Here is a 25,099-nt window from a genome sequence, read left to right as displayed (position 1 = left end):
TCCTCTAAACATTAAGAATGATAAATGAACCAATGGTGTTGTAGCGATTTTGCTTTATACATAGCTTGATCTGCTTGAGAAATTAAGTCTTCTGGACTAGAGGCTTTACTTGAAATAGCAATGCCTAGACTGAAACTAAAATAAATCTCTTGTCCTTTGTAAATTAAAGGATCTTCACAACATTTAATGAGATTTTCTGCAATAGAAATTAAATGCTCAATTTTAGAAATTGAACGTAAAATTATTGCAAATTCATCACCGGCAAGACGTGCAACGAAGTCATCTTGACGAATATGACGTCTTAAACGAACCGCCATCTCTTTTAACACTTCATCACCAACCAAGTGTCCATACTGATCGTTAATGGCTTTAAAATTATTATTATCAATAAACAGTAATGCTAAATTTTGGCGTTGATGAGCATCATCAAATAAACTACAGAGCACTTGATAAAAATAACTACGGTTTGGCAGTTGTGTTAAGTGATCATGTTGAACTTGATATGAAAGCTCGCTATTTTCATTTTGAAGATGTGTATGCCAAGACTGGATTTCATCAAGGAGTTGGTTAAAAACACTATTTAACTCTTGGAACTCTTTAACATCACTTTTAGGGAATCTTAAGTTATAAGCTTTTTGATTTCTTAAAAGTTGCGCGATTTGGATAATTGGAGAAAATGAGCCCATGATATGACGGTAGGTGAGATTAACAGACCACCATACCGCAAAAACCATAAACAGCATTCCAAATGCTAGACCTAGAAAAATTTTAAAGATAAACATTAAAATTTCATTCGAGCTACCATATAAAACAACTTGTCCAACAAATTGTCCTTGGTGTTGCACATTCAATTTAATTGCTTCTTTTAAAAAAATATGATCAAAAATATTTTGAATATAAGAATAGTGTTCAATATTTTTTAAACTTTGTGCAACCTTTTGTCCTTGCGCATCGTATACCTCAATAAGACGTACAGAATGCTGGAAAGTATATTCATTGATAATTTGTGAAATCGCGATTTTGTCTGAGAATACGAGTGCTGGTTGCACACGTTCAGAAACTGTACGACTGATTAATAGTAAATTTTGTTTTGCATAAGACTCAACTGTAAAGACTGAAATCGTGACAAAAGTTGATGTGCAAATAAATAGCGTGATTGCAAAAGTTGTAAATTGTGATTTACGAAAAAGCGTTTGCAAAGAGCTCGATTTAAAAAACTTATTGATCATGATTTTAATCCGAATTTTTTGCGAGTAACAAAACACGCGGATCAACATGTATTTTAGATCGAGCTAAGCTATCTAAATTAACTTTAAAAATAGTATTCCCTGTTTTGTTGGTAGAGAGGCAAAAAACACTTCCTATTTCACACTCAGCATTATTTGAGCTAAATGATAAAATTGTGGAGTTCAATGATTTATCTATTAATGTCTGCTCAGCTTGCGCGGTGATATTCGAAAAGAATACTGCATCGCAGTGACGACTTTTTAAATCTGTTGCATGAATAGCATTTACACTAAAAGATGATTTGTTGGATTTTGCGTAATTAGAAAATTGAGTAGCATAATTTGGATTGTCTGCAACACATAATTCAGGTGAGGGTGTATTCCACTTTGCATAACTCAAAATGGATAAGGTCATCACAAAAATATTATGTGACGAGTTGGCCCAGGAATAATTGCAGCACAAGAGCAAAATTCCTAAACAGAATGTTTTTCTATTTATAAGAAGGGCCATATTTTACTTAATTTATTTAATGATAAAATCATTTGAAGTAGTTTAAAGAAAAAATTCAAATATAAATAGGTCAAAATTTAAATAAAAATTTTAAAATATGATTAATAAAAATACAACTGAGCACTAAAATCAAAAAATAATTAAAAAAAGGGGTTGTGTTGGTTGAGGAATGCTGTAGAATGCACATCCATCGGCGGTGATGAAGATTAAAACTTCTGATAAAACAATGACTTGGTTGAATTGATTAAGTTGGGTTTTAGAAAGGAAGTTTAAAAAATAATTTGAAATCACAGTTGACTTTCTAGAGATAGAGAGTAATATAGCCGACCTAGCTTGATGCTGACGAAGCATGAAGAAGATCATTAAGAGAATATGAAGAACAACTTGTGTGGATTTTTACTGATTGATTGATCGAAATATTATCATTGATTGATTGGTTTAAATTACTCGAAGTTTATTTGAGAGAATTTGTCAGTAATTGATGAGCCAGAATTGTGACCTTAAGTCACTAATGATTTTAACTGAAGAGTTTGATCATGGCTCAGATTGAACGCTGGCGGCAGGCTTAACACATGCAAGTCGAGCGGGGGAGATTGCTTCGGTAATTGACCTAGCGGCGGACGGGTGAGTAATACTTAGGAATCTGCCTATTAATGGGGGACAACATCTCGAAAGGGATGCTAATACCGCATACGCCCTACGGGGGAAAGCAGGGGATCACTTGTGACCTTGCGTTAATAGATGAGCCTAAGTCGGATTAGCTAGTTGGTGGGGTAAAGGCCTACCAAGGCGACGATCTGTAGCGGGTCTGAGAGGATGATCCGCCACACTGGGACTGAGACACGGCCCAGACTCCTACGGGAGGCAGCAGTGGGGAATATTGGACAATGGGGGGAACCCTGATCCAGCCATGCCGCGTGTGTGAAGAAGGCCTTATGGTTGTAAAGCACTTTAAGCGAGGAGGAGGCTCTTTTGGTTAATACCCAAGATGAGTGGACGTTACTCGCAGAATAAGCACCGGCTAACTCTGTGCCAGCAGCCGCGGTAATACAGAGGGTGCGAGCGTTAATCGGATTTACTGGGCGTAAAGCGTGCGTAGGCGGCTTTTTAAGTCGGATGTGAAATCCCCGAGCTTAACTTGGGAATTGCATTCGATACTGGGAAGCTAGAGTATGGGAGAGGATGGTAGAATTCCAGGTGTAGCGGTGAAATGCGTAGAGATCTGGAGGAATACCGATGGCGAAGGCAGCCATCTGGCCTAATACTGACGCTGAGGTACGAAAGCATGGGGAGCAAACAGGATTAGATACCCTGGTAGTCCATGCCGTAAACGATGTCTACTAGCCGTTGGGGTCTTTGAGACTTTAGTGGCGCAGCTAACGCGATAAGTAGACCGCCTGGGGAGTACGGTCGCAAGACTAAAACTCAAATGAATTGACGGGGGCCCGCACAAGCGGTGGAGCATGTGGTTTAATTCGATGCAACGCGAAGAACCTTACCTGGTCTTGACATAGTAAGAACTTTCCAGAGATGGATTGGTGCCTTCGGGAACTTACATACAGGTGCTGCATGGCTGTCGTCAGCTCGTGTCGTGAGATGTTGGGTTAAGTCCCGCAACGAGCGCAACCCTTTTCCTTACTTGCCAGCATTTCGGATGGGAACTTTAAGGATACTGCCAGTGACAAACTGGAGGAAGGCGGGGACGACGTCAAGTCATCATGGCCCTTACGACCAGGGCTACACACGTGCTACAATGGTCGGTACAAAGGGTTGCTACCTAGCGATAGGATGCTAATCTCAAAAAGCCGATCGTAGTCCGGATTGGAGTCTGCAACTCGACTCCATGAAGTCGGAATCGCTAGTAATCGCGGATCAGAATGCCGCGGTGAATACGTTCCCGGGCCTTGTACACACCGCCCGTCACACCATGGGAGTTTGTTGCACCAGAAGTAGGTAGTCTAACCGTAAGGAGGACGCTTACCACGGTGTGGCCGATGACTGGGGTGAAGTCGTAACAAGGTAGCCGTAGGGGAACCTGCGGCTGGATCACCTCCTTAACGAAAGATTGACGATTGGTAAGAATCCACAACAAGTTGTTCTTCATTGATGTATCTGAGGGTCTGTAGCTCAGTTGGTTAGAGCACACGCTTGATAAGCGTGGGGTCACAAGTTCAAGTCTTGTCAGACCCACCAAGTCTACTGAACACAGAAGAGCAGATATATTAAGATCTTAAGCTGGGGACTTGGCTTAGTTGGTAGAGCGCCTGCTTTGCACGCAGGAGGTCAGGAGTTCGACTCTCCTAGTCTCCACCACTACTACGCAGTTACCTGATTAAAAAAGATTGATTATAGAAATTAATGAACTGAAGTTTATAGAGTTTATTAACTTCTGTGATTTATCACAGTGAACTACTTGCTGACGAGGCGGTAGTGAATCATTAACAGAATATATTTGAGTTGAAATAATTGTTTAACTCGTTTTATGAAGCTTAACAAGCAATTGTTAAAGCGGAATGAAATGAGAACTAGCGATAAAACTGAATCAAGCGTTTTGGTATATGAATTAAATTGAAGCTGTACAGTGATTAAGTTCACAAGCAACAAATAGAAGTGGTTAAATCCACATTGTTGATCCTCCTTGTAGGGATTAACGACTGTTTGGGGTTGTATAGTCAAGTAATTAAGTGCATGTGGTGGATGCCTTGGCAGTCAGAGGCGATGAAAGACGTAATAGCCTGCGATAAGCTTCGGGGAGGCGGCAAATATCCTGTGATCCGGAGATTTCTGAATGGGGAAACCCACTTACCATAAGGTAGGTATCGCATGATGAATACATAGTCATGCGAGGCGAACGAGGGGAAGTGAAACATCTCAGTACCCTTAGGAAAAGAAATCAATTGAGATTCCCTCAGTAGCGGCGAGCGAACGGGGATCAGCCCATTAAGTTATATGTGTATTAGCGGAAAGCTCTGGGAAGTGCTACCGTAGAGGGTGATAGTCCCGTACACGAAAGTGCACATATAATGATGACGAGTAGGGCGAGGCACGTGAAACCTTGTCTGAATATGGGGGGACCATCCTCCAAGGCTAAATACTCCTGACTGACCGATAGTGAACCAGTACCGTGAGGGAAAGGCGAAAAGAACCCCTGTGAGGGGAGTGAAATAGATCCTGAAACCGCATGCATACAAGCAGTGGGAGCCGACTTGTTCGGTGACTGCGTACCTTTTGTATAATGGGTCAGCGACTTATATTCAGTAGCAAGGTTAACCGTATAGGGGAGCCGTAGAGAAATCGAGTCTTAATAGGGCGTTTAGTTGCTGGGTATAGACCCGAAACCGGGTGATCTATCCATGAGCAGGTTGAAGGTTGGGTAACACTAACTGGAGGACCGAACCCACTGTCGTTGAAAAGCCAGGGGATGACTTGTGGATAGGGGTGAAAGGCTAATCAAACTCGGTGATAGCTGGTTCTCCCCGAAAGCTATTTAGGTAGCGCCTCGGACGAATACCATAGGGGGTAGAGCACTGTTTCGGCTAGGGGGTCATCCCGACTTACCAAACCGATGCAAACTCCGAATACCTATGAGTACTATCCGGGAGACAGACTGCGGGTGCTAACGTCCGTAGTCAAGAGGAAAACAATCCAGACCGCCAGCTAAGGCCCCAAAATTATAGTTAAGTGGGAAACGATGTGGGAAGGCATAGACAGCTAGGAGGTTGGCTTAGAAGCAGCCACCCTTTAAAGAAAGCGTAATAGCTCACTAGTCGAGTCGGCCTGCGCGGAAGATGTAACGGGGCTAAAACTATATGCCGAAGCTGCGGATGTATACATTGTATACGTGGTAGGGGAGCGTTCTGTAAGCCGATGAAGGTGTGTTGAGAAGCATGCTGGAGGTATCAGAAGTGCGAATGCTGACGTGAGTAACGACAAAACGGGTGAAAAACCCGTTCGCTGAAAGACCAAGGGTTCCAGTCCAACGTTAATCGGGGCTGGGTGAGTCGACCCCTAAGGCGAGGCCGAGAGGCGTAGTCGATGGGAAATTGGTTAATATTCCAATACTTCTGTGTAATGCGATGAGAGGACGGAGAAAGTTAAGTCAGCCTGGCGTTGGTTGTCCAGGTGGAAGGTTGTAGGCATGCATCTTAGGCAAATCCGGGGTGCTCTATGCTGAGAACTGATAGCAAGCGAGTTTACTCGTGAAGTGGCTGATACTATGCTTCCAGGAAAAGTCTCTAAGCTTCAGTTACACAGGAATCGTACCCGAAACCGACACAGGTGGTCAGGTCGAGTAGACCAAAGCGCTTGAGAGAACTCTGCTGAAGGAACTAGGCAAAATGGTACCGTAACTTCGGGAGAAGGTACGCTGCTGACGGTGATAGGACTTGCTCCTTGAGCTATTGGCAGCCACAGAAACCAGGCCCCTGCAACTGTTTATTAAAAACATAGCACTCTGCAAACACGAAAGTGGACGTATAGGGTGTGATGCCTGCCCGGTGCTGGAAGGTTAATTGATGGGGTTAGCGTAAGCGAAGCTCTTGATCGAAGCCCCAGTAAACGGCGGCCGTAACTATAACGGTCCTAAGGTAGCGAAATTCCTTGTCGGGTAAGTTCCGACCTGCACGAATGGCATAATGATGGGGGCGCTGTCTCCAGCAGAGGCTCAGTGAAATCGAAATCGCCGTGAAGATGCGGTGTACCCGCGGCTAGACGGAAAGACCCCGTGAACCTTTACTGCAGCTTGACATTGAACTTTGATCTTACTTGTGTAGGATAGGTGGGAGGCTTAGAAGTAGCGACGCCAGTTGCTATGGAGCCATCCTTGAAATACCACCCTGGTAATATTGAGGTTCTAACTCTGTCCCGTTATCCGGGACGAGGACCATGTCTGGTGGGTAGTTTGACTGGGGCGGTCTCCTCCTAAAGAGTAACGGAGGAGTACGAAGGTGCGCTCAGCGTGGTCGGAAATCACGCGTAGAGTATAAAGGCAAAAGCGCGCTTAACTGCGAGACCCACAAGTCGAGCAGGTACGAAAGTAGGTCTTAGTGATCCGGTGGTTCTGTATGGAAGGGCCATCGCTCAACGGATAAAAGGTACTCTGGGGATAACAGGCTGATACCGCCCAAGAGTTCATATCGACGGCGGTGTTTGGCACCTCGATGTCGGCTCATCTCATCCTGGGGCTGAAGCAGGTCCCAAGGGTATGGCTGTTCGCCATTTAAAGAGGTACGCGAGCTGGGTTTAGAACGTCGTGAGACAGTTCGGTCCCTATCTACCGTGGGCGTTGGAAATTTGAGAGGATCTGCTCCTAGTACGAGAGGACCAGAGTGGACGAACCTCTGGTGTACCGGTTGTGACGCCAGTCGCATCGCCGGGTAGCTATGTTCGGAAGGGATAACCGCTGAAAGCATCTAAGCGGGAAGCCTACCTCAAGATAAGATTTCCCTAGGACTTTATGTCCTCTAAAGAGCCGTTGAAGACTACGACGTTGATAGGTTGGATGTGGAAGTGCGGTGACGCATGAAGCTGACCAATACTAATTGCTCGTGAGGCTTGACTATACAACACCCAAGCAGTTGTATGTGAAGCATCATTTGATTCATAAAAGATCAAAGAAACTTGATTTAGTTGTAAAGCTAGTTACAATAACCAACTCAAATGTTCTTCTGTTAAACTCATTTGGAACAAAGTAAGGCATACCCATAAGACCCGAAAAAGTCCATAACAGTTTGCTGGCGACAATAGCAAGAGTGAACCACCTGATCCCTTCCCGAACTCAGAAGTGAAACCTCTTAGCGCTGATGGTAGTGTGGGGTTACCCATGTGAGAGTAAGTCATCGCCAGCTTTTAATTCTTAAAACACCCTCAACTAAAATGTTGGGGGTGTTTTTTTATGCGTAAAGAAAAGAAAATAATAAAGAAAAGAAAAAGATAGAAATGATAAGAAATTAAGAATAGAAATAAAAGCGCTACCTTGTGGTAGAGCTTTTAACTGAAAGGAATTTTTATCTCAAATTTAATTGTCGTCTTGCATGTTTTAAAGCTGTTCTTATGCCTTCTTCCAATGTGGGGTGATAGAAAGGCTTGCTTAATATTTCATCGATAGTGAGATCTTCAGCGATCATCCAAGACAGTAAATGTGCCATATGTTCTGCAGATTCAACAAAAAGCTCAGCACCAAGCAACTTTCTGGTTTTTTTATCCACATAAACTTCAATTGCACCTTTATTTTTTCCTAAAACTAATGCTCGCCCTTGTTTTTCATAAGAAACGAATCCTGTAATAAATTCTATATTTGATTTAGACAGTGCAGCATAATTTTGACCGACCATTCCCATTTCAGGGCTACAGAAGACAATACCCAGCGGTGCCAGCGTATTTAAATCTTGAATTTTTGGGAAATTTAAACAGCTTGAAACAACATTCCTCCCTTCATGCGCTGCTTCATGTTGTAATGGCGTTTGTGTAAATGCATCTCCAACAATAAATATTGGAAAATTAGCGAGTTGTTTTGAGTTTTTATGAATAGGTAGATTTTTTAAATCTGAAAATGAAGCATCTATATTTTCTAACGCAAGAGTTGATAAATTTGAACTTCGACCTGTTGCCGTTAAAACATAATCTACCTGTATTGTATTGGTTTCATCATTTTCTATAAATGAAACTGCAACCCCAAGCTCTGTGTCTTCAATTGAGTTGGGTAAAATCTCGAATTTAATATCCAGCTCTTTTGAAAGTGTTGTTTGCGCAATTGCTTGTAAACTTGGGCTGGTCAATACACCAACTTTTTTACTTCTAGCAAAAATAGTCGTATTCACGCCTAAACGATGCATGGCTTGGGCTAATTCAATAGCAATTACGCCACTCCCAATTACTGCAATTGATTTAGGTAGCGTTTTAAGTTCAAAGACTTCATCGGATGTGATGAGTTTATTCCCAATATTCTTTTTCCAATCTTTGTCGTAGGTTGGTGTTGAACCGACAGCCAAAATAAATGACTTTGCTTGATATTGTTGACCATTGACCTCAACTGTATGGGCATTTATAAACTTAGCTTCACCATCAATTTTATGTTTCTCTTCCCAGCTTTCTACATCTTTCAGTGTTGCTCGTGCAAAGCGATCACGTAAATTTTGGACATGTTTCATCACTCGATCTGTATTAATTTCTGATTGAACACTTAAGGCAACTTCATCCGCGTGTTGAATATCATGCATTTGATTGGCTGTTGAAATTAAAACTTTACTTGGCATGCATCCGACTCGAACACAGGTAGTATCCCAAGGTCCTTTGTTAATTATCAATAGGTTGGAGGTATATTTAATTGCTTCTTTATATGCGCTGATGCCTGCTGTTCCTGCACCAATGATAATGATGTCGTACATTGTATAAACCTGATTTTAAATAATAAAAATTACATTAAAAAACATTTTGAAATAGCGTATTTACACATATAAATATCTATGGTTACATAGCACTCAAAATAATCTACAACAATTTTTTGGGGACTCTTACGTTGAGTAAAATTATGGACACTAAGAAGGTTACTGGCAAGTTAAGTGCTATAGCAATTTCAATTTTGTTAGCAAGTTGTGGTGGCGGTGGCGGTTATTATGATGGTAATAATAGCGGCTCAAATAATGGTAATAATGGCGGTGGCACAGAAATAGCTCTGACTTCAGCTGAACTTTTGTCTGTAGGGCAAAGTAAAGCAAGTTTGAATGCTGGAACTGATGATAGTTTAACTTTAACAATTAGGACATTAGATAAGAATGGTGCAATTATTCCAAAGGCTAATGTCAAAATTGAAATTGTTGATGCTGCTAATTCTGGTGCAAGCTTAAGCACCCTGGGAAATTTACCGAGTGATGACAAAGGTATTGTAACAACTAATGTTGTACTGTCAGCGAGTTCAAATTTAAATTTTAAGATGAATCGAACAATTACCATCGTTATTACATCTGGAAAAGTGAAACAAGAACTTACAATACCTGTAAATGGTACAGTTGTAGCGATATCTTCTGATGTTAGTCTACTTGAACAAGACCAAATTGGCACTGTTACTGTAACTGCAGTTGATGCTGCAGGAAAAGCATTGGTTGGTGCAAAAGCTTCACTTGTTAATGCATCGGGTGAAGAGGTTTTTTCAGCTATCCCGACTGATGTCAGTGGAAATGCTATTTTCAAAATACCGTATGTTACTGTTCGAAATTCGACGAATCAAAAGTTGGAGCTAATAGCTAAAATTGCGGTAGAAGGACAAAATCAAACAGTTTCAAATTTACTTTCCTCAGGTGGTATTATTTTAACTGCTAATATTGCCAATAAAGTAATTCAAGCAGTCTCAGATAGTAATCCTGTTGGTGTTGGTGTAAATAAGAATATTACGGTTAAGGTTTCAGCTCTTACACAAACTGAATTGCAAGGGAAGACAGTAAGCTTTGAGACAACAAATGGCACTGTAACTCCAACAGCTGCAATCACAAATATTCGTCAAGAAAATGGGCAGTGGGTTGGTGATGCTACAACTGTTCTAAATGGAGCAATTGCAGCTATCGCGACAATTTCTGCACAGTTTGGCAACAATGTAATTTATATCTCACAACAAGTGAGTGCCGGCGTTCCAAAAACTATTTCAATTCAATCCGAGGCAAGTGTTTTGGCTCCAGGAGCTAATACTAAAGTTATTGCATTGGTAAAGGATCAAAATGGTACACCAATTCCAAACATAAAAGTTAACTTTAAAACTCTGAAAGATACTTCGCTCAGTGGTCGTATTTCTCAGCCATCTGCTATCACCGATTCTGCGGGACGTGCTACAGTTATTTATACTGCTGGTTCTGCTCAAACATTAGGTGGGGGCGTTGAAATTCAGGCTTCAACTGAAAGTGCTGTTGCTCCAGCCCCAGTTTATTCTGAAAACTTATTACTTACAGTTTCTATGCAATCCGCATTTATCACAGTTGCCCATAATGAACAGATTTTAAAAATTGTTGGTGATGATACCAATTATTATAAAGATTTTTCTGCGACTGTAGTTGATACGGCGGGTAATCCTATTCCAAATCAAAAGATTAGTATTTCTTTAGATTTAGACAGTTTTTACAAAGGTGAGTTTAAGTGGGTGCGTGATTATACCTATGGTCAAGATGGTTCTGGAATTTGGGATTGGTATAGTTATCTTGATTGGTCACGTGATTATACAGTTTACGAAAATAAGGTTGCTAAGCGTGTAGTTACTTATGTTCAGTGTCCAAGTACAGAATTCCCAAATCCTATTTCTATCCTGGCAGCGGATGGCTCCATATTGAATACAAAGGGTAGCTTTGTTACTGATTCACAAGGTAAATTTGCATTCAGAATTAGGTACAATCGAAACTATTCAAATTGGTTACGAGTTAATTTAACAGCTTCAACAATTGTATCAACGAAAGATAACAAAACGGCTTTATCTTTTATGCCATCTGTTGCGGAAGATGATGTTGATAATTTAAATGGTAAATATAGACCTGATCGTGTTAGTCCCTATGGAACAGATATTTCTAGCTGTTCAAATTATAAATAGTCTGAATTAATTTAAAAAAACAGCGCTTCTGCGCTGTTTTTTATTTTACGGATGTACCCATACTCACGCCAACAGTGGGTCTTACATTCATTGAACTACATGCAGATAAAAATAGGCAAGAGATTAAGATCAGACCAACAACTTTCATTTAAATATTCTCAATTTTAAATCAGCACTATTGTAAGTCGAATTATTCGTTTGCGTGTGTAGTAAAATTATTGTCTTTATTTTTTTACTGATTACTGATTACTGATTACTGATTTAAAGCTAAAAGCTTAAACTTTTAGCCAATGTCTGTTATTAGCTTTTCAAAGCTTAAGGTGTCGTAAATTGCAAAACACGATTACCATATTGATCGACTAACTTTAAGGTCTTGTCATAGACTTGAAAGCCCTGAACTTTGCTTAAAGCTTCAGTATATTGTGTGGCGATTTGCATGCTGCTTGGACAAAGCATTTTGGTCGAAGCCAATTGCCCGATCGTAATATGTTGTCCTTTTAATGCATATTGTCCCATGATGCGATTACAGCCATCACTGCCACTTACACGTAAATCTGAACCGAATTGAATACTGGGAGCATTACGTGAGCTTGGGTCAGCCTTATATTCTGTTGCACCAATATGTGTGAGGGTCCAATTTTTATTTTGTAATAAACTGAGGTTTTGTGCTTGCTGAGTGCTACTTGTTGTTGAGGTACATCCAGTTGCAAAAAGTGTTGATGTTATTATTGTCGCTACAATAATGGCTTTGAACATGAGTGTTCTCCCTAATCTTGTCATAATTTTATATCAATAGAAATGAAGTATATCACTGGATTAATTTAAACACCGTTACATATTATTTCGCATATTCTTCTGGTAAGCCTAAACGGAGAACCTTAGAAAAATTAGCACTATTTTGATATTTAAAATGTGCATATTCATCAGTTCTTGGATTCACATGGGCTTTTTCGTACCATTCATGCATAGACCACTGATGATTTAGAGCACCTAGATCGTACAAATAATTGGGTAAATATCCAGAAGCAATTAAACGATAGTCTGTTGGAAGTTTTTGAGCTGAAATAGCTTGAACCATATCAAAAACCAAAGTTGTGCAGTTGCTGGTTAGGGTGTTATACCATTTTGGATGCTTGGCTAAATCTGCAGATTTAGATAAGTATTCTTCAAATAATGCTTGGCTTTCAGCCTTTGGTAATCGAACAGGGAAAAAATAAACTTGTTCACCTCGGATATTGCTTCGTGTATAGACAATATCTTTTTCATCTGCGGCAATGAGGCTTAGCTCAAACTGTCTAAAGAAACCACCTATCGCAGAAAAACTTTCATTTTTTTCTTTACGAATTTCGATTGAGAAGACTAAAGGTCGTTGATTTGAAAAATTAAAACTCACTAAGGTATGAGCAATTTGTGGTCCCATCCAATATGAGGTGATGATATTTACACCTGTAATATCATCTAAATTATACGTTCGTGTTTCCCATCGCTCATCATATTGATCGGCTGTGCGCCAATCGAAATTTCGAACATTATGAATTGTGACCAGTTGACCTTGCTTTTCATAGCTAAAAATTCTGGAAACTTCAGGACTCCATTCACGGTCTTGTTTAGCGGGGATATTAAAATACCAAACCAAGCTCAGAAGAAATGCAACCAAATAAATCAAACTGTCAATTTTTCGAGTAAATAGATTCTTGTTGAAATAAATTCCAAGAATGCTCAGCGCAAAAATCGCCCATAGGATAATAATAAAATAGCTAAAGATTTGACCTAAAGGTTGTTGAATCCAAATGGCAAGACAAAACCAAATACTCGTCATGAAAACAAATAAGCTAAATAAGGAATGGAGTAAACCCATTCCTAATCTGTTTAGCATTGGTTTCGTTTTTAAGCTATCCATAAGCAGCTATTTTTATTAATAAAGTTCAGTGCTATTTTCTATATGTTGCAAATTCAAAAGCAATAGCTGTTTTGTCGTCAACATGTGACTCGCTGGCGACTTTCTTAAATTCTTGAGGAATTTCTGGATAATGTGCATCACCTTGAACATCAAGATCAATATGAGTCAATTCAAGTCGATCTGTAATATGAATCGTTTGCTTGAAAATTTCACCACCACCAATAATAAAGATGCTGGTTGGTTTTTCTGAAGCCAAAACATCAGGAATGGCTTGTTCCAAAGCAGATTCAATATTGTTGGCCGTTTTTACACCCTCAAACTGCCAATCTGAATCACGTGTAATGACCCAATTTACACGCTTTGGTAGTGCGCGTCCCATTGATTCAAGTGTTTTACGCCCCATGACAACCACGCCACCTTGGGTAATTTCTTTGAAATGTTTTAGGTCTGCCGAGATGTGCCAAGGAAGATCATTTGCTTTACCAATGCAGTGTTGTTGATCCATGGCAACCACATGAACAATTTCAAAATTTTTAAATGTCATACTCAATCCACTTCGTCATCCATTCTATGATTTTCCTCCTTGAAAGAGGGAGCAAAATCACAAATTGGATTATTAAAAATTACACAGCAACTGGAGCTTTAATTGCAGCATGGGATTCATAACCCACAATTTCAATATCTTCAAATTTGAAATCAAAAATATCTTGAATCGCAGGGTTAAGTTTAAGCTGACATAATGGCAAAGGTTCACGGGTCAACTGTAATTTTGCCTGTTCAAAATGGTTCACATATAAATGTGTATCACCACCAGTCCAAACAAAGTCTCCTACGCCTAGACCACAAACTTGTGCAATCATATGAGTCAGTAATGCATAACTGGCAATATTGAAAGGAACACCCAAGAAGACATCAGCACTACGTTGATACAGTTGGCAAGACAGTTTTCCATCTTGAACGAAGAACTGAAATAAAGTGTGACATGGCGGTAAAGCAACTTTGCCTGCTTCTTTTGGATTCCAACCTGATACAATTAAGCGACGTGAGTTTGGATTGGTCTTAATTTCATTAATTAACCAACTGATCTGATCAAAACCATCATTTTCAAATAAACCATTTTCTTTTTGAGTTGCCCCAAAATTACGCCATTGATGACCATAAACAGGACCAAGTTCGCCTTCAGGACGACCAAAACGGGCAGTTTGTTCCGCAGTAGACCATTCATCCCAAATCGACACTTTATTGTCTTTTAGATATTGAACATTGGTGTCACCTTTTAAGAACCACAATAATTCAATCACGATTGAGCGGAAATGAACTTTTTTAGTGGTAAGTAAAGGGAAGCCCTTAGACAAGTCAAAACGCATTTGATGACCGAATACAGAACGAGTACCTGTACCTGTACGATCACCTTTGTCACCGCCATTGTCTAGGATATGTTGTAGAAGGTCTAAATACGCTTTCATAGAAGTTCCAATTTGGGAAGGGGGGATGGTACAAATGACAGATTATGTCGCACCATTACCCATTCGTAATACTTTCGAATAGTCTCAGAGTTTATACTAATCTGGCTTTGTTTTTAACAAAGAATATTTTTCTGTTTGTGACTTTAATCGAATATTTAGAGAATTTGAAAATGAGTATAAATTTGAATGAACTTCCAGTAGCTTTACAAGCGTATAAACAACAAATTGCGGCAACTAAAAAAGACAGCATCGAAATATCATTACTGCCTGCTGAGCATTTAGAAATTTGGCAGAGTAAGGTTGGCGGACATCCTTATTTACCTTTAGTGCAGCAATATCCGCAAAGCTCAGAAGGCGAAAATTTACAATTATTGGCGCAAATCAATTTTGCTGAATTACCAGAAAATAATATTTATCCCCAATCTGGGATTTTGCAATTTTTTATCAATCCACATGATGACTTATATGGAATGGATTTTGATGATCAGCAAAAGCAAGATGGTTTTAAAATCATCTTTCATGACAGCATTGAACATGATTCTGCAAATTTGCAAACAAATTTTCCAAGTTTTGATGGAGATGATATTTATAGCCCGATTGCAGGTCAAGCCGCGATTCAGTTTGAGAAATCTGAAAGTTATATCGATATGAATAACTTTGATTTTGCTGAAAAAGTGACTGATCCTTATGACCGAGATGATGAGGAGGAGTTCTGTGATGAATATACCGAAGTCATTTCAGCGAGTGGGCATCGTTTAGGTGGGTACCCATTTTTTACTCAAACTGATCCACGTGAATACAATGAGTCGATTCAAGACTATGTGCTATTACTGCAAATTGATACAGATGATGCAGGTGAAATAGATATCATGTGGGGTGATTCGGGAGTAGGGAATTTCTTTATCCACCCCGACGATCTCGCCAAGAGAGATTTTTCTAAAGTTGTTTACAATTGGGATTGTTATTAAGTATTTTTTGGTGAGCGAACAAGCTGATGTTTTGCATCAGCTTTGAGATAAATAGCGATGTTAATGATTTAGTTTTAGTGCCAATAAAAAACAAAAAATGTGACCAAATTGACAGTTTAATATATTGATTAAATTAAGAAAAAGTTTTACCAATACGGCTAATAAAATTATTTGTGCTTATTTTTTGATCAAACAATCCTTGCCTGTTTTTAAGCTAATCTCAAAAGTTTCAGTAAGTTGAAAGCACACAAATGAGATTTATTAACACTTACATATTTTTTTACATGTTTTAAGTCTACATTTTAAGATTTGCTGATTAGTATTCATGGCTTGTGAAAAGTTGTTATTGGTTTAAACAAGGTGGTTTGAATCAATTCAAAAGGGCAGTTTGAGGACAGTACATGATTTACGACCACAATGTTAATATGAATGAATACGTGAATCCCACGGTTCATATTCAGATTCGATCGGAAAATCAAAATAATAATTTTCGACCAGAAGAATACCTAAAAAGCAAAGCCTTTGAAAATTTAAAAAATCAAACTGAAGCGTTCAAGAAAGAAAGTTTAATCGATATTGGTAAATTCACCGAAAAACTCGTTAGCATGTCACGAAGCACTACAGCACATCGTTGTGCAAGATATGTGCGGATTGCATTAGAGTCAGCAGGTGCCCGTTTTTCTGATCATCCGGTAGCAGCATCAGATTGGGGTTCAACTCTGACAGAAATTGGTTATAAACAAATCCGCCCAGATTTTGATAATCCGCAAGAAGGTGATATTTATATCATTAACAGTACAAGCCGTCATCGCTATGGGCATATAGCCGGCTTTACAGGTACACAATGGGTTTCTGATTTCAGACAACGTAGTTATGATGTTTATAAAGATCCCAATGTGACATATGAATATTATCGTCTTGAAGCCTAGTTGATTCGCCCACTTTTCTCAAAATACCCAATACAGAAGCAAGTTTGAAATCATTCCTTTGCTTTTTTATTGGGTATTTTTGATTTGATCAATCTGATTCAAATCGTTTAGCACGATTTTGATAGATCGATACAATAAATAGACCCAATGCAGTAAAACCCACCGCTTGAATTGATATCCATAATTTATGTGATGGCGGCAATAAAAACAAAATCAGCAACAAAGCGAAAATTGGGAAAATAGAAAAAAGAATTTTAAATCCCTGAGCATATGGGGGTGTTGTGGAAAGTTTTAAGCGCAATTGGAACAAAATATGAATCAATACGCCCAATAATAAGCACACGACTGTGAAAATAGGGCTTAATTTTTCAATTGAAGCGCAATAATAAATGATTGCACAGGTCAAAACTGAGCTGATTAATTTAATTTCACGTGTACAACGTGAGGAATACCAAAAATCTAACATTATTTAGATACTTACTGTGGTGTATTTTTATTAAGTAACGACAACGGGGAAAAAATACATACTGCCAAAACCATAAAGCCGATGCCTTGTGCGCCTGGAATTAAAATTTCACCCTGATTCATATTTTTGAAAATCAAGACCAAGAGCAAAGCTAAGGGAATCCATGTCAATAAACGATAGAATAGTCCAGTTGGATTTTTCGCAGCAAAATGAATTTTACAGTAACGACAGATCAAAAAAATAAGTCCTGTGCCAGCAAAAAGCAAAATATTATCGATAGTTAAAGGTTGATACCAATATAATCCAATACTGAGTATTGCGGATAAGATGAAGAAAATTAATTTCTTGGTGATTGAGACTTTAGGATCAAACCAAAATTCAAGCATAGTAATTTCATTAAAATTAGACCTTTCTAATTTAGCATAAAAAAGGTGAAGCATCGCTTCACCTTTTAAAACTTAAACAGAAATGCTTAAGTGTTTTTTTGTGGTCCCCAATCAAAGATTTTCTTTTGATATGCATACCAAATCATCCATAGGCCTATAAGAATCATAGGGAATGAAAGGATTTGACCTTTGGTCATCCAACCAAACAAGATATAGCCCTGATCTGCATCTGGTTCGCGGAAAAACTCCATAAAGAAACGCGCACAACCATAACCCATTAAGAAGATTGCAGAAACTGCATAACGTGGACGAGGTTTGGCACTGTAGAACCAAAGAATAAGGAACAGCAATAAACCTTCACATAATGCTTGATAAATTTGTGAAGGATGGCGAACTAAATGCAATGGGTCAGTTGGAAAAATCATCCCTAAGGCAAAGTTAGGATCAGAGACTTGACGTCCATACAATTCACCACCAATAAAATTACCAATACGACCAAACATTAAGCCTGTTGGTACACAAGGTGCAATAAAATCAAGTGTTTCAAACCAAGTCTTTTTATACTTATGACACCATAACAGCATGGCAATCATTACCCCAAGGAATCCGCCATGGAAACTCATACCGCCTGTCCAAACTTTAAAAAGCCAGATTGGGTCTGCTAAGAATTTATCAAACTCATAGAATAAGACATAGCCAATCCGACCACCCAAGACGACACCAAGTGCACCATAGAACACTAGATCGGAAACCATTTCGGCATTCCAGTGATCGCGTTGTTTGGCACGATAGTTGGCAAGTCCCCAGGCACATAAAAATGCCAAAAGGTACATGAGTCCATACCAATGAACTTTGACTGGACCCAGTGATATTGCAACCGGGTCAATATTCGGGTAGGTGAGCATTCCTAATCCTTGATTTTCTATTTTGCACAGATTTTAGCTGAAAGATATTAAAAATGTTGTACATTCAGTGTGTAAACTTCATGGAATGTGCTTTATGTGTATTGTGGCGTTGGCTTGGCAGGTTTTAGATGACTTACCTGTATGTTTGATCTCCAATCGCGATGAATTCTATCATCGTCCGAGTACTCAATTACAACAGTGGTCAGAACACGGAATAATTGCAGGACAAGATTTACAGTCGGGTGGAACATGGATGGGCGTTACTCCACAGGGGCGATGGGCGATAGTGACCAATTATCGCGATGGAGCAGATAAACAGACTTATCCCACCACGCGCGGAGATTTGGTTCAAAGTTTTTTAGAATCTGAGCAAACACCTATCCGTTTTGCCCAAGCACTTGAACAACGGCAGCGAGACTATGCGGGTTTTAATCTATTTGTAGGTGATCAACATCAAGCTGTGTATATGAGTAATCGTGGTGAAGCCCCACAAGTTTTATCGCAAGGCGTATTTGTGGTTTCCAATGGATTGATGTCTGATGATTGGGAGAAAACTAAGCATTTGCGTAAACGATTTACCCAAGAATTTTTACCTATGCTACAAGTCACTTCTATTCTTGAATCAGATTTACAGCATGCAGTTTGGGATATTTTGGAGGATGAGCGCAAAGTTATTCCAGATTTACTTCCAAATACAGGGATCAATGCAGAGATGGAAGCATTATTGTCTTCAACATTTATACAAAGTCCAGTCTATGGCACACGTTGTTCAAATTTTTTAAGAATTGGTCTCTCTGAGCTGGACTGGATTGAAAAAACGCAACAAGGTGAGCATTTGGGGGAACTGGTCGAAGTTAAGTGTAATATTGAAAGATAAAAAGCCATGCAAAACTAAATCTGCATGGCTTTAAAAGCATAATACTTATTTAACCTGCAATCACACCACCATCTTTGCGTGTGATCACGACAGTTGCTGAACGTGGACGAGCAACTTTATTATTCGCATCCTTTTGTGATGCAGGCCAGTGACTTGAAGGTTTATCAAAGCTTGGTGAGTCTTCACCAGGATGTTGAACATTGATGAAAATCGCTTTGTAGTCCGGAGTCATGGTCACACCCGTAATTTCACATTGTTTTGGACCTGTAAGGAAACGACGCAGATTCTCATCGGTCACTTGCTTGCCAAAAATGGTTTCTTGCCCCGCTGAGGTGATTGCTTTTGTACCATCACCGACTTTACCTGGCAATGCGGCAAGCATCATACAGTTGGTTGTATCTGTATAAGCACCATCATCGGTTTGAATCCAAAGAACACCACGAGGGTCAAACCACATGCCATCTGGTGAAGACAAATCATTATTATCATTCAACGCAGAAAGGTTAATGTTGCTCGCCATTTTTGCTTCAGCGCCAAATAGATAAATATCCCAAGTGAAGCTTTCTGCTGTGGTTTTATTATCTTTCTCATGGAAGCGGATAATATGACCATTGACGTTGCCTTTACCGCCTTCAGGATCACTATAGTTTCTCGGGTTGGCGGCATCTAAAGCATGTGTTGTACCACGATTTGAGTTGTTCGTAAGCGTGACATAGACCTCACCATTTTCAGGATTCACTGCAACCCATTCTGGACGATCCATTTTAGTCGCTTTGACGGCATCACCAGCAAGTCGTGCAAATGTTGTGACATCCGCTTGAGATTTAAATGGATACACCGTGTTGGTATCATTTAAACCATTTTTTCCATATGCCAACTCAATCCATTTACCCGTACCATCATTGTTGAACTGGGCTACGTAAAGTTTGCCACTGTTCATATATTTATCACCAGCGCGATAACCGCCATTGACATCTTTGGCGTCCCATTTGGCATCCGATACGAATTTATAAATGTATTCGCCACGTGAATCATCACCCATATAGAAAGTCAAATTTTCGCCTTCGATTAAACGACTGGCACGACAATCCTCATGCGCAAAACGACCTAATGATGTCCGTTTTACTGGGTTTGAACGACTATCAAATGGGTCAATTTCTACGATCCAACCAAAAGTATTGGCGCTGTTACGATAATCTTTGTCAGCAGTCTCTGCGGTAATAGACGAATTCCAACGATCATATAAATCTTGACTTTCGATTGCACCAATTGCCGTTTCCCAGCCATAACGAGAACTTGCACCATCTTTTAAGCCATAGCGATTGAGTGCAATGATTTCAGAAGCAGTCCGCTTTGTATCATCCCCTTTGTTACGCACAAAATAACCAATGAAGTTTTCTTCTGTGGTGAGATAGGTTCCCCATGGTGTATAACCATTACCACAGTTGTTATGCGTACCGCGTGTTTGCTTTGCCGACGGTGAATATTTGGTTTTAATTAAATCTGAACCTGCAACAATGCCCGCAAAATCCATCACTGTAGATGCGGTAATACGGCGATTAAATGGAGAACTTTTAACAATATCCACTTTTTGAGTAGCTGCATCTTTTTTTAATTCAATAATGGATACGCCGTGTGCGTTCATTTCACGAATAACTTCATCTTCTGGACGACGACCATTGACTCTTGTTGCACCTTTAGGATGTAAAAAAGTTTGGTTGATGTATTCATGGTTCATTACCAGTAAACCCCTATTTGATGCTTTTGCATCATATTTAGCTGTACTGGAATTTAAACCAAAATAGCTCATCCCATCATGACAATCCCCTGATCGTGCAGTGAAACTCACGCCTGAAGGAACGTTGTTGTCATCCCATTCAGCAAGGTTTTGTGTCAGTGGATCTCCGAGCGCATAAAGAACTGTAGCTTCGTAGCCTGCTGGAACAGTAACGATATCATTCAGATTTTTTGCAACAGGTGTAAAGCTGAGTTTTTCTGGTTTTTTTACCGAACTATCTGTATTTGAATGGTTGTCATCGTCATCATTACAACCTGTCAAGCTAGATGCTAAAGCTAATGCAGCTGCACCACTGGCTGTTTTGGTAATTAAACTACGACGAGAAATCCGTTGTTCTAAGATGTCACGGAAATGAATGTTATTCGAAGTATTGTTATCTAACTCTTGATCTTCATGATATGGCGTGAGGTCTGTCATAAGATTCCCTATGGCTTTAACTTTAGATGAAATGTGATTTTGATTCAGCTTAAAAACATAGCGAACTAATATGTAAACTCTCTTACTTTTATATTTAATATTGGTTAAATTTAATATTAATTTAAGAAAGTAATAGGGCTGTCACAAAGAGATAAATGTTGAGTAATTTGTTGTTAATTTATACATTAAATTTATGATCTATATTTAATAGTGAGAATTTATTCGGTGTAAAATATTAATACTCACTAAGTTTTAACCAAATTATTTTAAATATTAAGAATAAAAATTAGGTGATATATCTTTTGATTGTTGAGGGGGAGATGGTCAGATAAATTTTAAGAATAAAAAAAATGGCTTTTAAAAGCCATTTGAGTGTTGAATATTTTCTTATTTTTATGATTTAGACATCTGCAGTTTTGCGCTTTTCGATCATTTTACCGAGTAATAAGCCGAGTTCAAATAACATCCACATTGGAATGGCTAACATAATCATTGATATTGCGTCTGGTGGAGTAATAAACATCGAGACAAAGAAGCAGCCGACCACTATAAAACGACGTTTTTCAGCCAATGTCTTCGTGGTTACGAAGCCAATAAGAATCAAAACTAAAGTAATAATTGGAATTTCAAAGGTTAGACCAAAGACCAAGAACAGCTTTAAGCAGAAACTTAGATAGCTATTAATATCAGTCATCGGTGCAACTGTTTCAGGAGAGACGCTGATGAAAAAGTGTAAAATTGAGGGTAAAGCAACGAAATAAGCAAATGCGATACCCGAATAAAACAGAATAATGCTGCCAAATAAGAGTGGAAATGCTAGATTCTTTTCTTTTTCGTACAGTGCCGGTTTAATAAATGCCCAAAGTTGATAAATAATAAAGGGCATAGCGAGCATCAGTGCAATAAAAAAATTCAACTTAAATGGTGCCATAAATGTTGCAGTGACATCCGTTGCAATCATGGTTGATGTTGCAGGCAATTGCTTTCTTAATGGTTCCGATAGAGCAATATAGGTTTTATTGGCAAAAGGCAATAAACAAAAAAAGATCAGAATTAATGCACCCACAATTTTAAATAGATGCTTACGCAACACCATGAGATGTTGTGTAATCGGCATTGCATCTAAAGGGGGACGTTCTGTCGATGCGCTGTCTTGTACCTGAGGCGCGAGTGAATCCGTCATACGGCTACCTTAAGTTGTGGTGCTGAGACCATCTCGATGGGAACAATTTGTGGAGCTGGCATCATGCAACTTTGCTGATTTAAACCATGATTTAACATATAAATAGAAGGAACCTGAGTTTCTAGTTTATGGTAATGGTATGTTGCTAAAAGATTTTTTTGACCTAGCTGTTCAGCATGGGTTTCTTGTTCTATCGCGATTTTTTGTTGTTGTAGCTCTTGTATCTGAGCTTGCATTTTTTGTTCAAGTTCTTGAATCTTCTGCATCTCTTGTTGCATTTGCTCTCTAAACTCAGAAAGACGTAACTCACGATCGATATCATTTTGGACACTTGTGATCGCCCGTTTAAATTTACTGTACCATTTGGCAGCAAAACGAGCAGCTTCAGGAAGCTTATCGGGTCCCAATACCAAAAGCGCAATGATCCCGAAAACTAACAGTTCTGAAAATCCAACATCTAACATGATCTACGCCTCACCGATTAGTGTTTTACAGTAGAGTTCACATCAGTATTGGTCGTTTGATGCTCTAATGTACGAGTTTCAGTGATTGAAGCTTGGGTCGCTTCTTCATCTTTGATTGATTTCTTAAAATCTTTTACTGCACCGCCAACATCTTTACCTAAATTTTTCAGTTTCGATGTACCAAATAGTAAAATCACCACGATTGCAAAAATAAGTACATGCCAAATCGATAATCCAGCCATAGTTTTAACTCCTATTTTATTTAGAGCTATAACAACAGTTATCCGTGACAGAAAAGTGACATTAATATTTCAATTTAAAGACAGAAAATATTTTTGAAATATTTTGCGATGTTAAACACTATCGATTTTGGAAAGTGCTAGTATGATCATGATTTGAGAATAAGGGGTATAGTGTGTCTTTGTTATTTCCAGTTCTGTCATTTATTTGTGGGTTAATACTGGCGAATAGCAAATTTTCAATGAATTTAAAGACGATGATGTCTTTATTGCTGGCACGTGTCTTTATCCCGATTGTCATCATCTACAATATGGTTTTTTATAAATCGGGCAGTATTGCTTTAATTCTATTTGCCTTTTTCTCGTGCTTTATCCTTTTCTTTGTTTACTTAAAACGCTCGAAAGATCGTTTGGCATCGCTATGTTTTAGTTATACCAATATGGCATGGTTAGGCTTTCCAATCGCTTTAGCAATTTTTGGTGCTGAGCATAGTATGGTCATGATTCCGCTTTATATCGGTGTTTCGATTTTTGGCAACTCATGGGCTGTGACCTCTGTAAGCTCAGCGCCTCAATCTAAAGTATTACTGTTTAAAAAAGTGCTTCAATCACCGCCCGTGATTGCTTTAATTATTGCAGGACTTTTACGTTGTTTCGATGTGCAACACTTTCAAACCCAGCAATGGGTGGATTGGATATATAACGCCTCTAAGTGGAGTATGAGCTTTACGGGGATGTGTGTATTGGGGATGTGGTTAAGAAAAACCAAAGTGCATGTGGACGACTTATTGATCAGTACTCGACTGGCAATACTGAAACTGTTTTGTGGGATGATCTTATGTAGCTTAGCGTATTTCTTTTTACCAGTTCCGCAGATTCATGACTATATCGGTGTGATGTTCTTACTATTTTGTTTACCTCCAGCCGCCAATATTGTGGCTTTAGAAACGCACTATCAAGGAACGGGTATTTCAGCAAAGTATATTGCTTCAGGAACAATAGTCAGTTGTGTGATATGTGTCTTATATGGTGTGTTGATTCATTTTTTATCATTCTAATTCTTTATTTTTGTTAATTTGTAAGGCTTTGAAAAGCCTCATGATTTATTTGTGCGTCTATAAATTTTATTCCTCCCTCATTTTAAAGTAGGGGAGGAATTTTCAAAGGTAATTTTTATTTCAAACTGGCTTTAAATAATTGCATCGCTTGACCACGATGACTTATTTTATTTTTGTCTTGTTTGCTCATTTCTGCACTAGAAATCCCCAACTCTGGTAACCAGAACAGTGGATCATAACCAAAACCATTTTCACCACGGGCTTGTTCTAGCACCTCACCTTGCCAGATACCTTGGAAAATCTGTGGTAAAGGATCATCCGCATGCTCAACTAATGCTAATACGCAGACAAACATGGCTTCGATCACCTGATTCTCTTTTCGCAACGGCTTGAGATTTTCGAGTAGTTTTGCATTATTTGCTGCATCATCGCCGTGTTCACCTGCATAACGTGCTGAGTAAATTCCTGGCGCAGCACCTAATACAGGAACACAAATCCCAGAATCATCTGCAATTGCGGGTTTACCTGAAATACGGCTTGCATGACGCGCTTTGATAATTGCATTTTCAATAAAGCTTAAGCCATCTTCAATCGCATCTTCGATATTCAACTGACCTTGAGGAATCACGTCAACAGGTAAAGCCAATTCAGCAAACAGTTTTTCAAACTCAGCAATTTTGCCTTTATTATTACTGGCAAGTACCAGTGTTCCTTGGGATAACCAATCTTTAGATGACATGA

The 25,099-nt window shown here is 39.1% G+C and carries 20 protein-coding genes, 2 tRNA genes and 3 rRNA genes; 10 read left to right on the top strand and 15 right to left on the bottom strand.

Going from position 1 to position 25,099, the window contains the following annotated elements; translation table 11 throughout:
- Positions 1–11 precede the first annotated feature (11 nt).
- Together I9192_RS18600 and I9192_RS18595 are read right to left on the bottom strand one after the other, a co-directional pair.
- A complete protein-coding gene (locus I9192_RS18600) occupies positions 12–1,229 on the bottom strand; it encodes a sensor domain-containing diguanylate cyclase (RefSeq protein WP_200149986.1) in 1,218 nt (405 codons plus the stop codon).
- Positions 1,230–1,233: 4 nt separating this feature from the next.
- The gene (locus I9192_RS18595) at positions 1,234–1,641 is read right to left on the bottom strand and encodes a YfiR family protein (RefSeq protein ID WP_009584663.1); all 408 of its coding nucleotides are present in this window, start codon (positions 1,639–1,641) and stop codon (positions 1,234–1,236) included.
- Between the two features lie 614 nt (positions 1,642–2,255).
- On the opposite strand from I9192_RS18595, the gene I9192_RS18590 reads away from it, so the two are divergent.
- The 5 genes from I9192_RS18590 (at position 2,256) to rrf (ending at position 7,583) form a co-directional block, all read left to right on the top strand.
- Positions 2,256–3,794: ribosomal RNA gene (locus tag I9192_RS18590) — 16S ribosomal RNA — on the top strand.
- Between the two features lie 59 nt (positions 3,795–3,853).
- A tRNA-Ile gene (locus I9192_RS18585) sits at positions 3,854–3,930 on the top strand.
- A gap of 44 nt (positions 3,931–3,974) precedes the next feature.
- A tRNA-Ala gene (locus tag I9192_RS18580) sits at positions 3,975–4,050 on the top strand.
- Between the two features lie 357 nt (positions 4,051–4,407).
- Positions 4,408–7,298, top strand: a 23S ribosomal RNA gene (locus I9192_RS18575).
- 170 nt (positions 7,299–7,468) lie between these two features.
- Positions 7,469–7,583, top strand: a 5S ribosomal RNA gene (rrf, locus tag I9192_RS18570).
- Together the 16S, 23S and 5S rRNA genes with 2 tRNA genes alongside form the textbook arrangement of a ribosomal RNA operon.
- 159 nt (positions 7,584–7,742) lie before the next feature.
- On the opposite strand, the gene I9192_RS18565 is transcribed toward rrf, so the two are convergent.
- On the bottom strand, positions 7,743–9,122 hold the full coding sequence (locus tag I9192_RS18565) for a dihydrolipoyl dehydrogenase (RefSeq protein WP_005033788.1): 1,380 nt from the start codon (positions 9,120–9,122) through the stop codon (positions 7,743–7,745).
- A gap of 143 nt (positions 9,123–9,265) precedes the next feature.
- On the opposite strand from I9192_RS18565, the gene I9192_RS18560 reads away from it, so the two are divergent.
- Positions 9,266–11,302, top strand: coding sequence for an Ig-like domain-containing protein (locus tag I9192_RS18560; RefSeq protein WP_005033785.1), 2,037 nt, complete (start codon positions 9,266–9,268; stop codon positions 11,300–11,302).
- 315 nt (positions 11,303–11,617) lie between these two features.
- Here the strand turns inward: I9192_RS18560 and I9192_RS18555 are convergent, their stop codons facing one another.
- The 4 genes from I9192_RS18555 to thyA all read right to left on the bottom strand — a co-directional run bounded on the left by I9192_RS18555 (position 11,618) and on the right by thyA (position 14,668).
- Complete coding sequence (locus tag I9192_RS18555; protein WP_005033782.1) at positions 11,618–12,058, bottom strand: META domain-containing protein; 441 nt, start codon at positions 12,056–12,058, stop codon at positions 11,618–11,620.
- A gap of 82 nt (positions 12,059–12,140) precedes the next feature.
- Positions 12,141–13,202 (bottom strand): Lnb N-terminal periplasmic domain-containing protein, encoded by a 1,062-nt coding sequence (locus I9192_RS18550; RefSeq protein WP_005033780.1) that lies wholly within the window; start codon positions 13,200–13,202, stop codon positions 12,141–12,143.
- A 31-nt stretch (positions 13,203–13,233) separates the two neighbouring features.
- Positions 13,234–13,746 (bottom strand): dihydrofolate reductase, encoded by a 513-nt coding sequence (locus I9192_RS18545; protein ID WP_005033778.1) that lies wholly within the window; start codon positions 13,744–13,746, stop codon positions 13,234–13,236.
- Between the two features lie 79 nt (positions 13,747–13,825).
- Positions 13,826–14,668 carry a thymidylate synthase gene (thyA, locus tag I9192_RS18540; RefSeq protein WP_005033776.1) on the bottom strand — a complete coding sequence of 281 codons (843 nt, stop codon included), beginning with the start codon at positions 14,666–14,668 and terminating at the stop codon, positions 13,826–13,828.
- 170 nt (positions 14,669–14,838) lie between these two features.
- On the opposite strand from thyA, the gene I9192_RS18535 reads away from it, so the two are divergent.
- Together I9192_RS18535 and I9192_RS18530 are read left to right on the top strand one after the other, a co-directional pair.
- Positions 14,839–15,636: a YwqG family protein gene (locus tag I9192_RS18535; protein ID WP_005033774.1), complete on the top strand. Its 798-nt coding sequence runs from the start codon at positions 14,839–14,841 to the stop codon at positions 15,634–15,636.
- A 401-nt stretch (positions 15,637–16,037) separates the two neighbouring features.
- Positions 16,038–16,565 (top strand): hypothetical protein, encoded by a 528-nt coding sequence (locus tag I9192_RS18530; protein WP_005033772.1) that lies wholly within the window; start codon positions 16,038–16,040, stop codon positions 16,563–16,565.
- An 88-nt stretch (positions 16,566–16,653) separates the two neighbouring features.
- On the opposite strand, the gene I9192_RS18525 is transcribed toward I9192_RS18530, so the two are convergent.
- From I9192_RS18525 to lgt, 3 genes are all read right to left on the bottom strand, one after another.
- Positions 16,654–17,031, bottom strand: coding sequence for a hypothetical protein (locus I9192_RS18525; protein ID WP_005033770.1), 378 nt, complete (start codon positions 17,029–17,031; stop codon positions 16,654–16,656).
- 11 nt (positions 17,032–17,042) lie between these two features.
- On the bottom strand, positions 17,043–17,417 hold the full coding sequence (locus I9192_RS18520) for a hypothetical protein (RefSeq protein ID WP_010590969.1): 375 nt from the start codon (positions 17,415–17,417) through the stop codon (positions 17,043–17,045).
- A gap of 86 nt (positions 17,418–17,503) precedes the next feature.
- Positions 17,504–18,322, bottom strand: a complete 819-nt coding sequence (lgt, locus tag I9192_RS18515) for a prolipoprotein diacylglyceryl transferase (RefSeq protein WP_005033768.1) — start codon at positions 18,320–18,322, stop codon at positions 17,504–17,506.
- Positions 18,323–18,416: 94 nt separating this feature from the next.
- On the opposite strand from lgt, the gene I9192_RS18510 reads away from it, so the two are divergent.
- Complete coding sequence (locus I9192_RS18510; protein ID WP_004830195.1) at positions 18,417–19,199, top strand: NRDE family protein; 783 nt, start codon at positions 18,417–18,419, stop codon at positions 19,197–19,199.
- A 49-nt stretch (positions 19,200–19,248) separates the two neighbouring features.
- On the opposite strand, the gene I9192_RS18505 is transcribed toward I9192_RS18510, so the two are convergent.
- From I9192_RS18505 to tatA, 4 genes are all read right to left on the bottom strand, one after another.
- Positions 19,249–21,414, bottom strand: coding sequence for a PhoX family protein (locus tag I9192_RS18505; protein WP_005033766.1), 2,166 nt, complete (start codon positions 21,412–21,414; stop codon positions 19,249–19,251).
- Positions 21,415–21,814: 400 nt separating this feature from the next.
- Complete coding sequence (tatC, locus tag I9192_RS18500) at positions 21,815–22,597, bottom strand: twin-arginine translocase subunit TatC (RefSeq protein WP_004830193.1); 783 nt, start codon at positions 22,595–22,597, stop codon at positions 21,815–21,817.
- On the bottom strand, positions 22,594–23,061 hold the full coding sequence (tatB, locus tag I9192_RS18495) for a Sec-independent protein translocase protein TatB (protein ID WP_005033762.1): 468 nt from the start codon (positions 23,059–23,061) through the stop codon (positions 22,594–22,596). Before tatB ends, tatC begins: the two co-directional genes overlap by 4 nt.
- Positions 23,062–23,078: 17 nt before the next feature.
- A complete protein-coding gene (gene tatA / locus I9192_RS18490; protein ID WP_004830191.1) occupies positions 23,079–23,303 on the bottom strand; it encodes a Sec-independent protein translocase subunit TatA in 225 nt (74 codons plus the stop codon).
- 173 nt (positions 23,304–23,476) lie between these two features.
- Between tatA and I9192_RS18485 the strand changes: the two genes are divergently transcribed.
- Entirely contained in the window at positions 23,477–24,358 is an 882-nt protein-coding gene (locus I9192_RS18485; protein WP_026040304.1) for an AEC family transporter, read from the top strand.
- Between the two features lie 115 nt (positions 24,359–24,473).
- Here the strand turns inward: I9192_RS18485 and rdgB are convergent, their stop codons facing one another.
- A complete protein-coding gene (gene rdgB / locus I9192_RS18480; protein WP_005033758.1) occupies positions 24,474–25,097 on the bottom strand; it encodes an RdgB/HAM1 family non-canonical purine NTP pyrophosphatase in 624 nt (207 codons plus the stop codon).
- Positions 25,098–25,099 lie beyond the last annotated feature (2 nt).

The sequence above is a fragment of the Acinetobacter bereziniae genome, from assembly GCF_016576965.1.
Classification (GTDB): Bacteria; Pseudomonadota; Gammaproteobacteria; order Pseudomonadales; family Moraxellaceae; genus Acinetobacter; species Acinetobacter bereziniae.
The sequence above is the reverse complement of the archived record's forward strand: the minus strand, read 5'-3'. Positions and strand labels throughout refer to the sequence as shown.

Excerpts from the sequence above, each read along its gene's own strand:
- I9192_RS18600 (WP_200149986.1), bottom strand. The coding sequence starts at position 1,229 with ATGATCAATAAGTTTTTTAAATCGAGCTCTTTGCAAACGCTTTTTCGT.
- I9192_RS18595 (WP_009584663.1), bottom strand. The coding sequence starts at position 1,641 with ATGACCTTATCCATTTTGAGTTATGCAAAGTGGAATACACCCTCACCT.
- I9192_RS18565 (WP_005033788.1), bottom strand. The coding sequence starts at position 9,122 with ATGTACGACATCATTATCATTGGTGCAGGAACAGCAGGCATCAGCGCA.
- I9192_RS18560 (WP_005033785.1), top strand. The coding sequence starts at position 9,266 with ATGGACACTAAGAAGGTTACTGGCAAGTTAAGTGCTATAGCAATTTCA.
- I9192_RS18555 (WP_005033782.1), bottom strand. The coding sequence starts at position 12,058 with ATGTTCAAAGCCATTATTGTAGCGACAATAATAACATCAACACTTTTT.
- I9192_RS18550 (WP_005033780.1), bottom strand. The coding sequence starts at position 13,202 with ATGGATAGCTTAAAAACGAAACCAATGCTAAACAGATTAGGAATGGGT.
- I9192_RS18545 (WP_005033778.1), bottom strand. The coding sequence starts at position 13,746 with ATGACATTTAAAAATTTTGAAATTGTTCATGTGGTTGCCATGGATCAA.
- thyA (WP_005033776.1), bottom strand. The coding sequence starts at position 14,668 with ATGAAAGCGTATTTAGACCTTCTACAACATATCCTAGACAATGGCGGT.
- I9192_RS18535 (WP_005033774.1), top strand. The coding sequence starts at position 14,839 with ATGAGTATAAATTTGAATGAACTTCCAGTAGCTTTACAAGCGTATAAA.
- I9192_RS18530 (WP_005033772.1), top strand. The coding sequence starts at position 16,038 with ATGATTTACGACCACAATGTTAATATGAATGAATACGTGAATCCCACG.
- I9192_RS18525 (WP_005033770.1), bottom strand. The coding sequence starts at position 17,031 with ATGTTAGATTTTTGGTATTCCTCACGTTGTACACGTGAAATTAAATTA.
- I9192_RS18520 (WP_010590969.1), bottom strand. The coding sequence starts at position 17,417 with ATGCTTGAATTTTGGTTTGATCCTAAAGTCTCAATCACCAAGAAATTA.
- lgt (WP_005033768.1), bottom strand. The coding sequence starts at position 18,322 with ATGCTCACCTACCCGAATATTGACCCGGTTGCAATATCACTGGGTCCA.
- I9192_RS18510 (WP_004830195.1), top strand. The coding sequence starts at position 18,417 with ATGTGTATTGTGGCGTTGGCTTGGCAGGTTTTAGATGACTTACCTGTA.
- I9192_RS18505 (WP_005033766.1), bottom strand. The coding sequence starts at position 21,414 with ATGACAGACCTCACGCCATATCATGAAGATCAAGAGTTAGATAACAAT.
- tatC (WP_004830193.1), bottom strand. The coding sequence starts at position 22,597 with ATGACGGATTCACTCGCGCCTCAGGTACAAGACAGCGCATCGACAGAA.
- tatB (WP_005033762.1), bottom strand. The coding sequence starts at position 23,061 with ATGTTAGATGTTGGATTTTCAGAACTGTTAGTTTTCGGGATCATTGCG.
- tatA (WP_004830191.1), bottom strand. The coding sequence starts at position 23,303 with ATGGCTGGATTATCGATTTGGCATGTACTTATTTTTGCAATCGTGGTG.
- rdgB (WP_005033758.1), bottom strand. The coding sequence starts at position 25,097 with ATGTCATCTAAAGATTGGTTATCCCAAGGAACACTGGTACTTGCCAGT.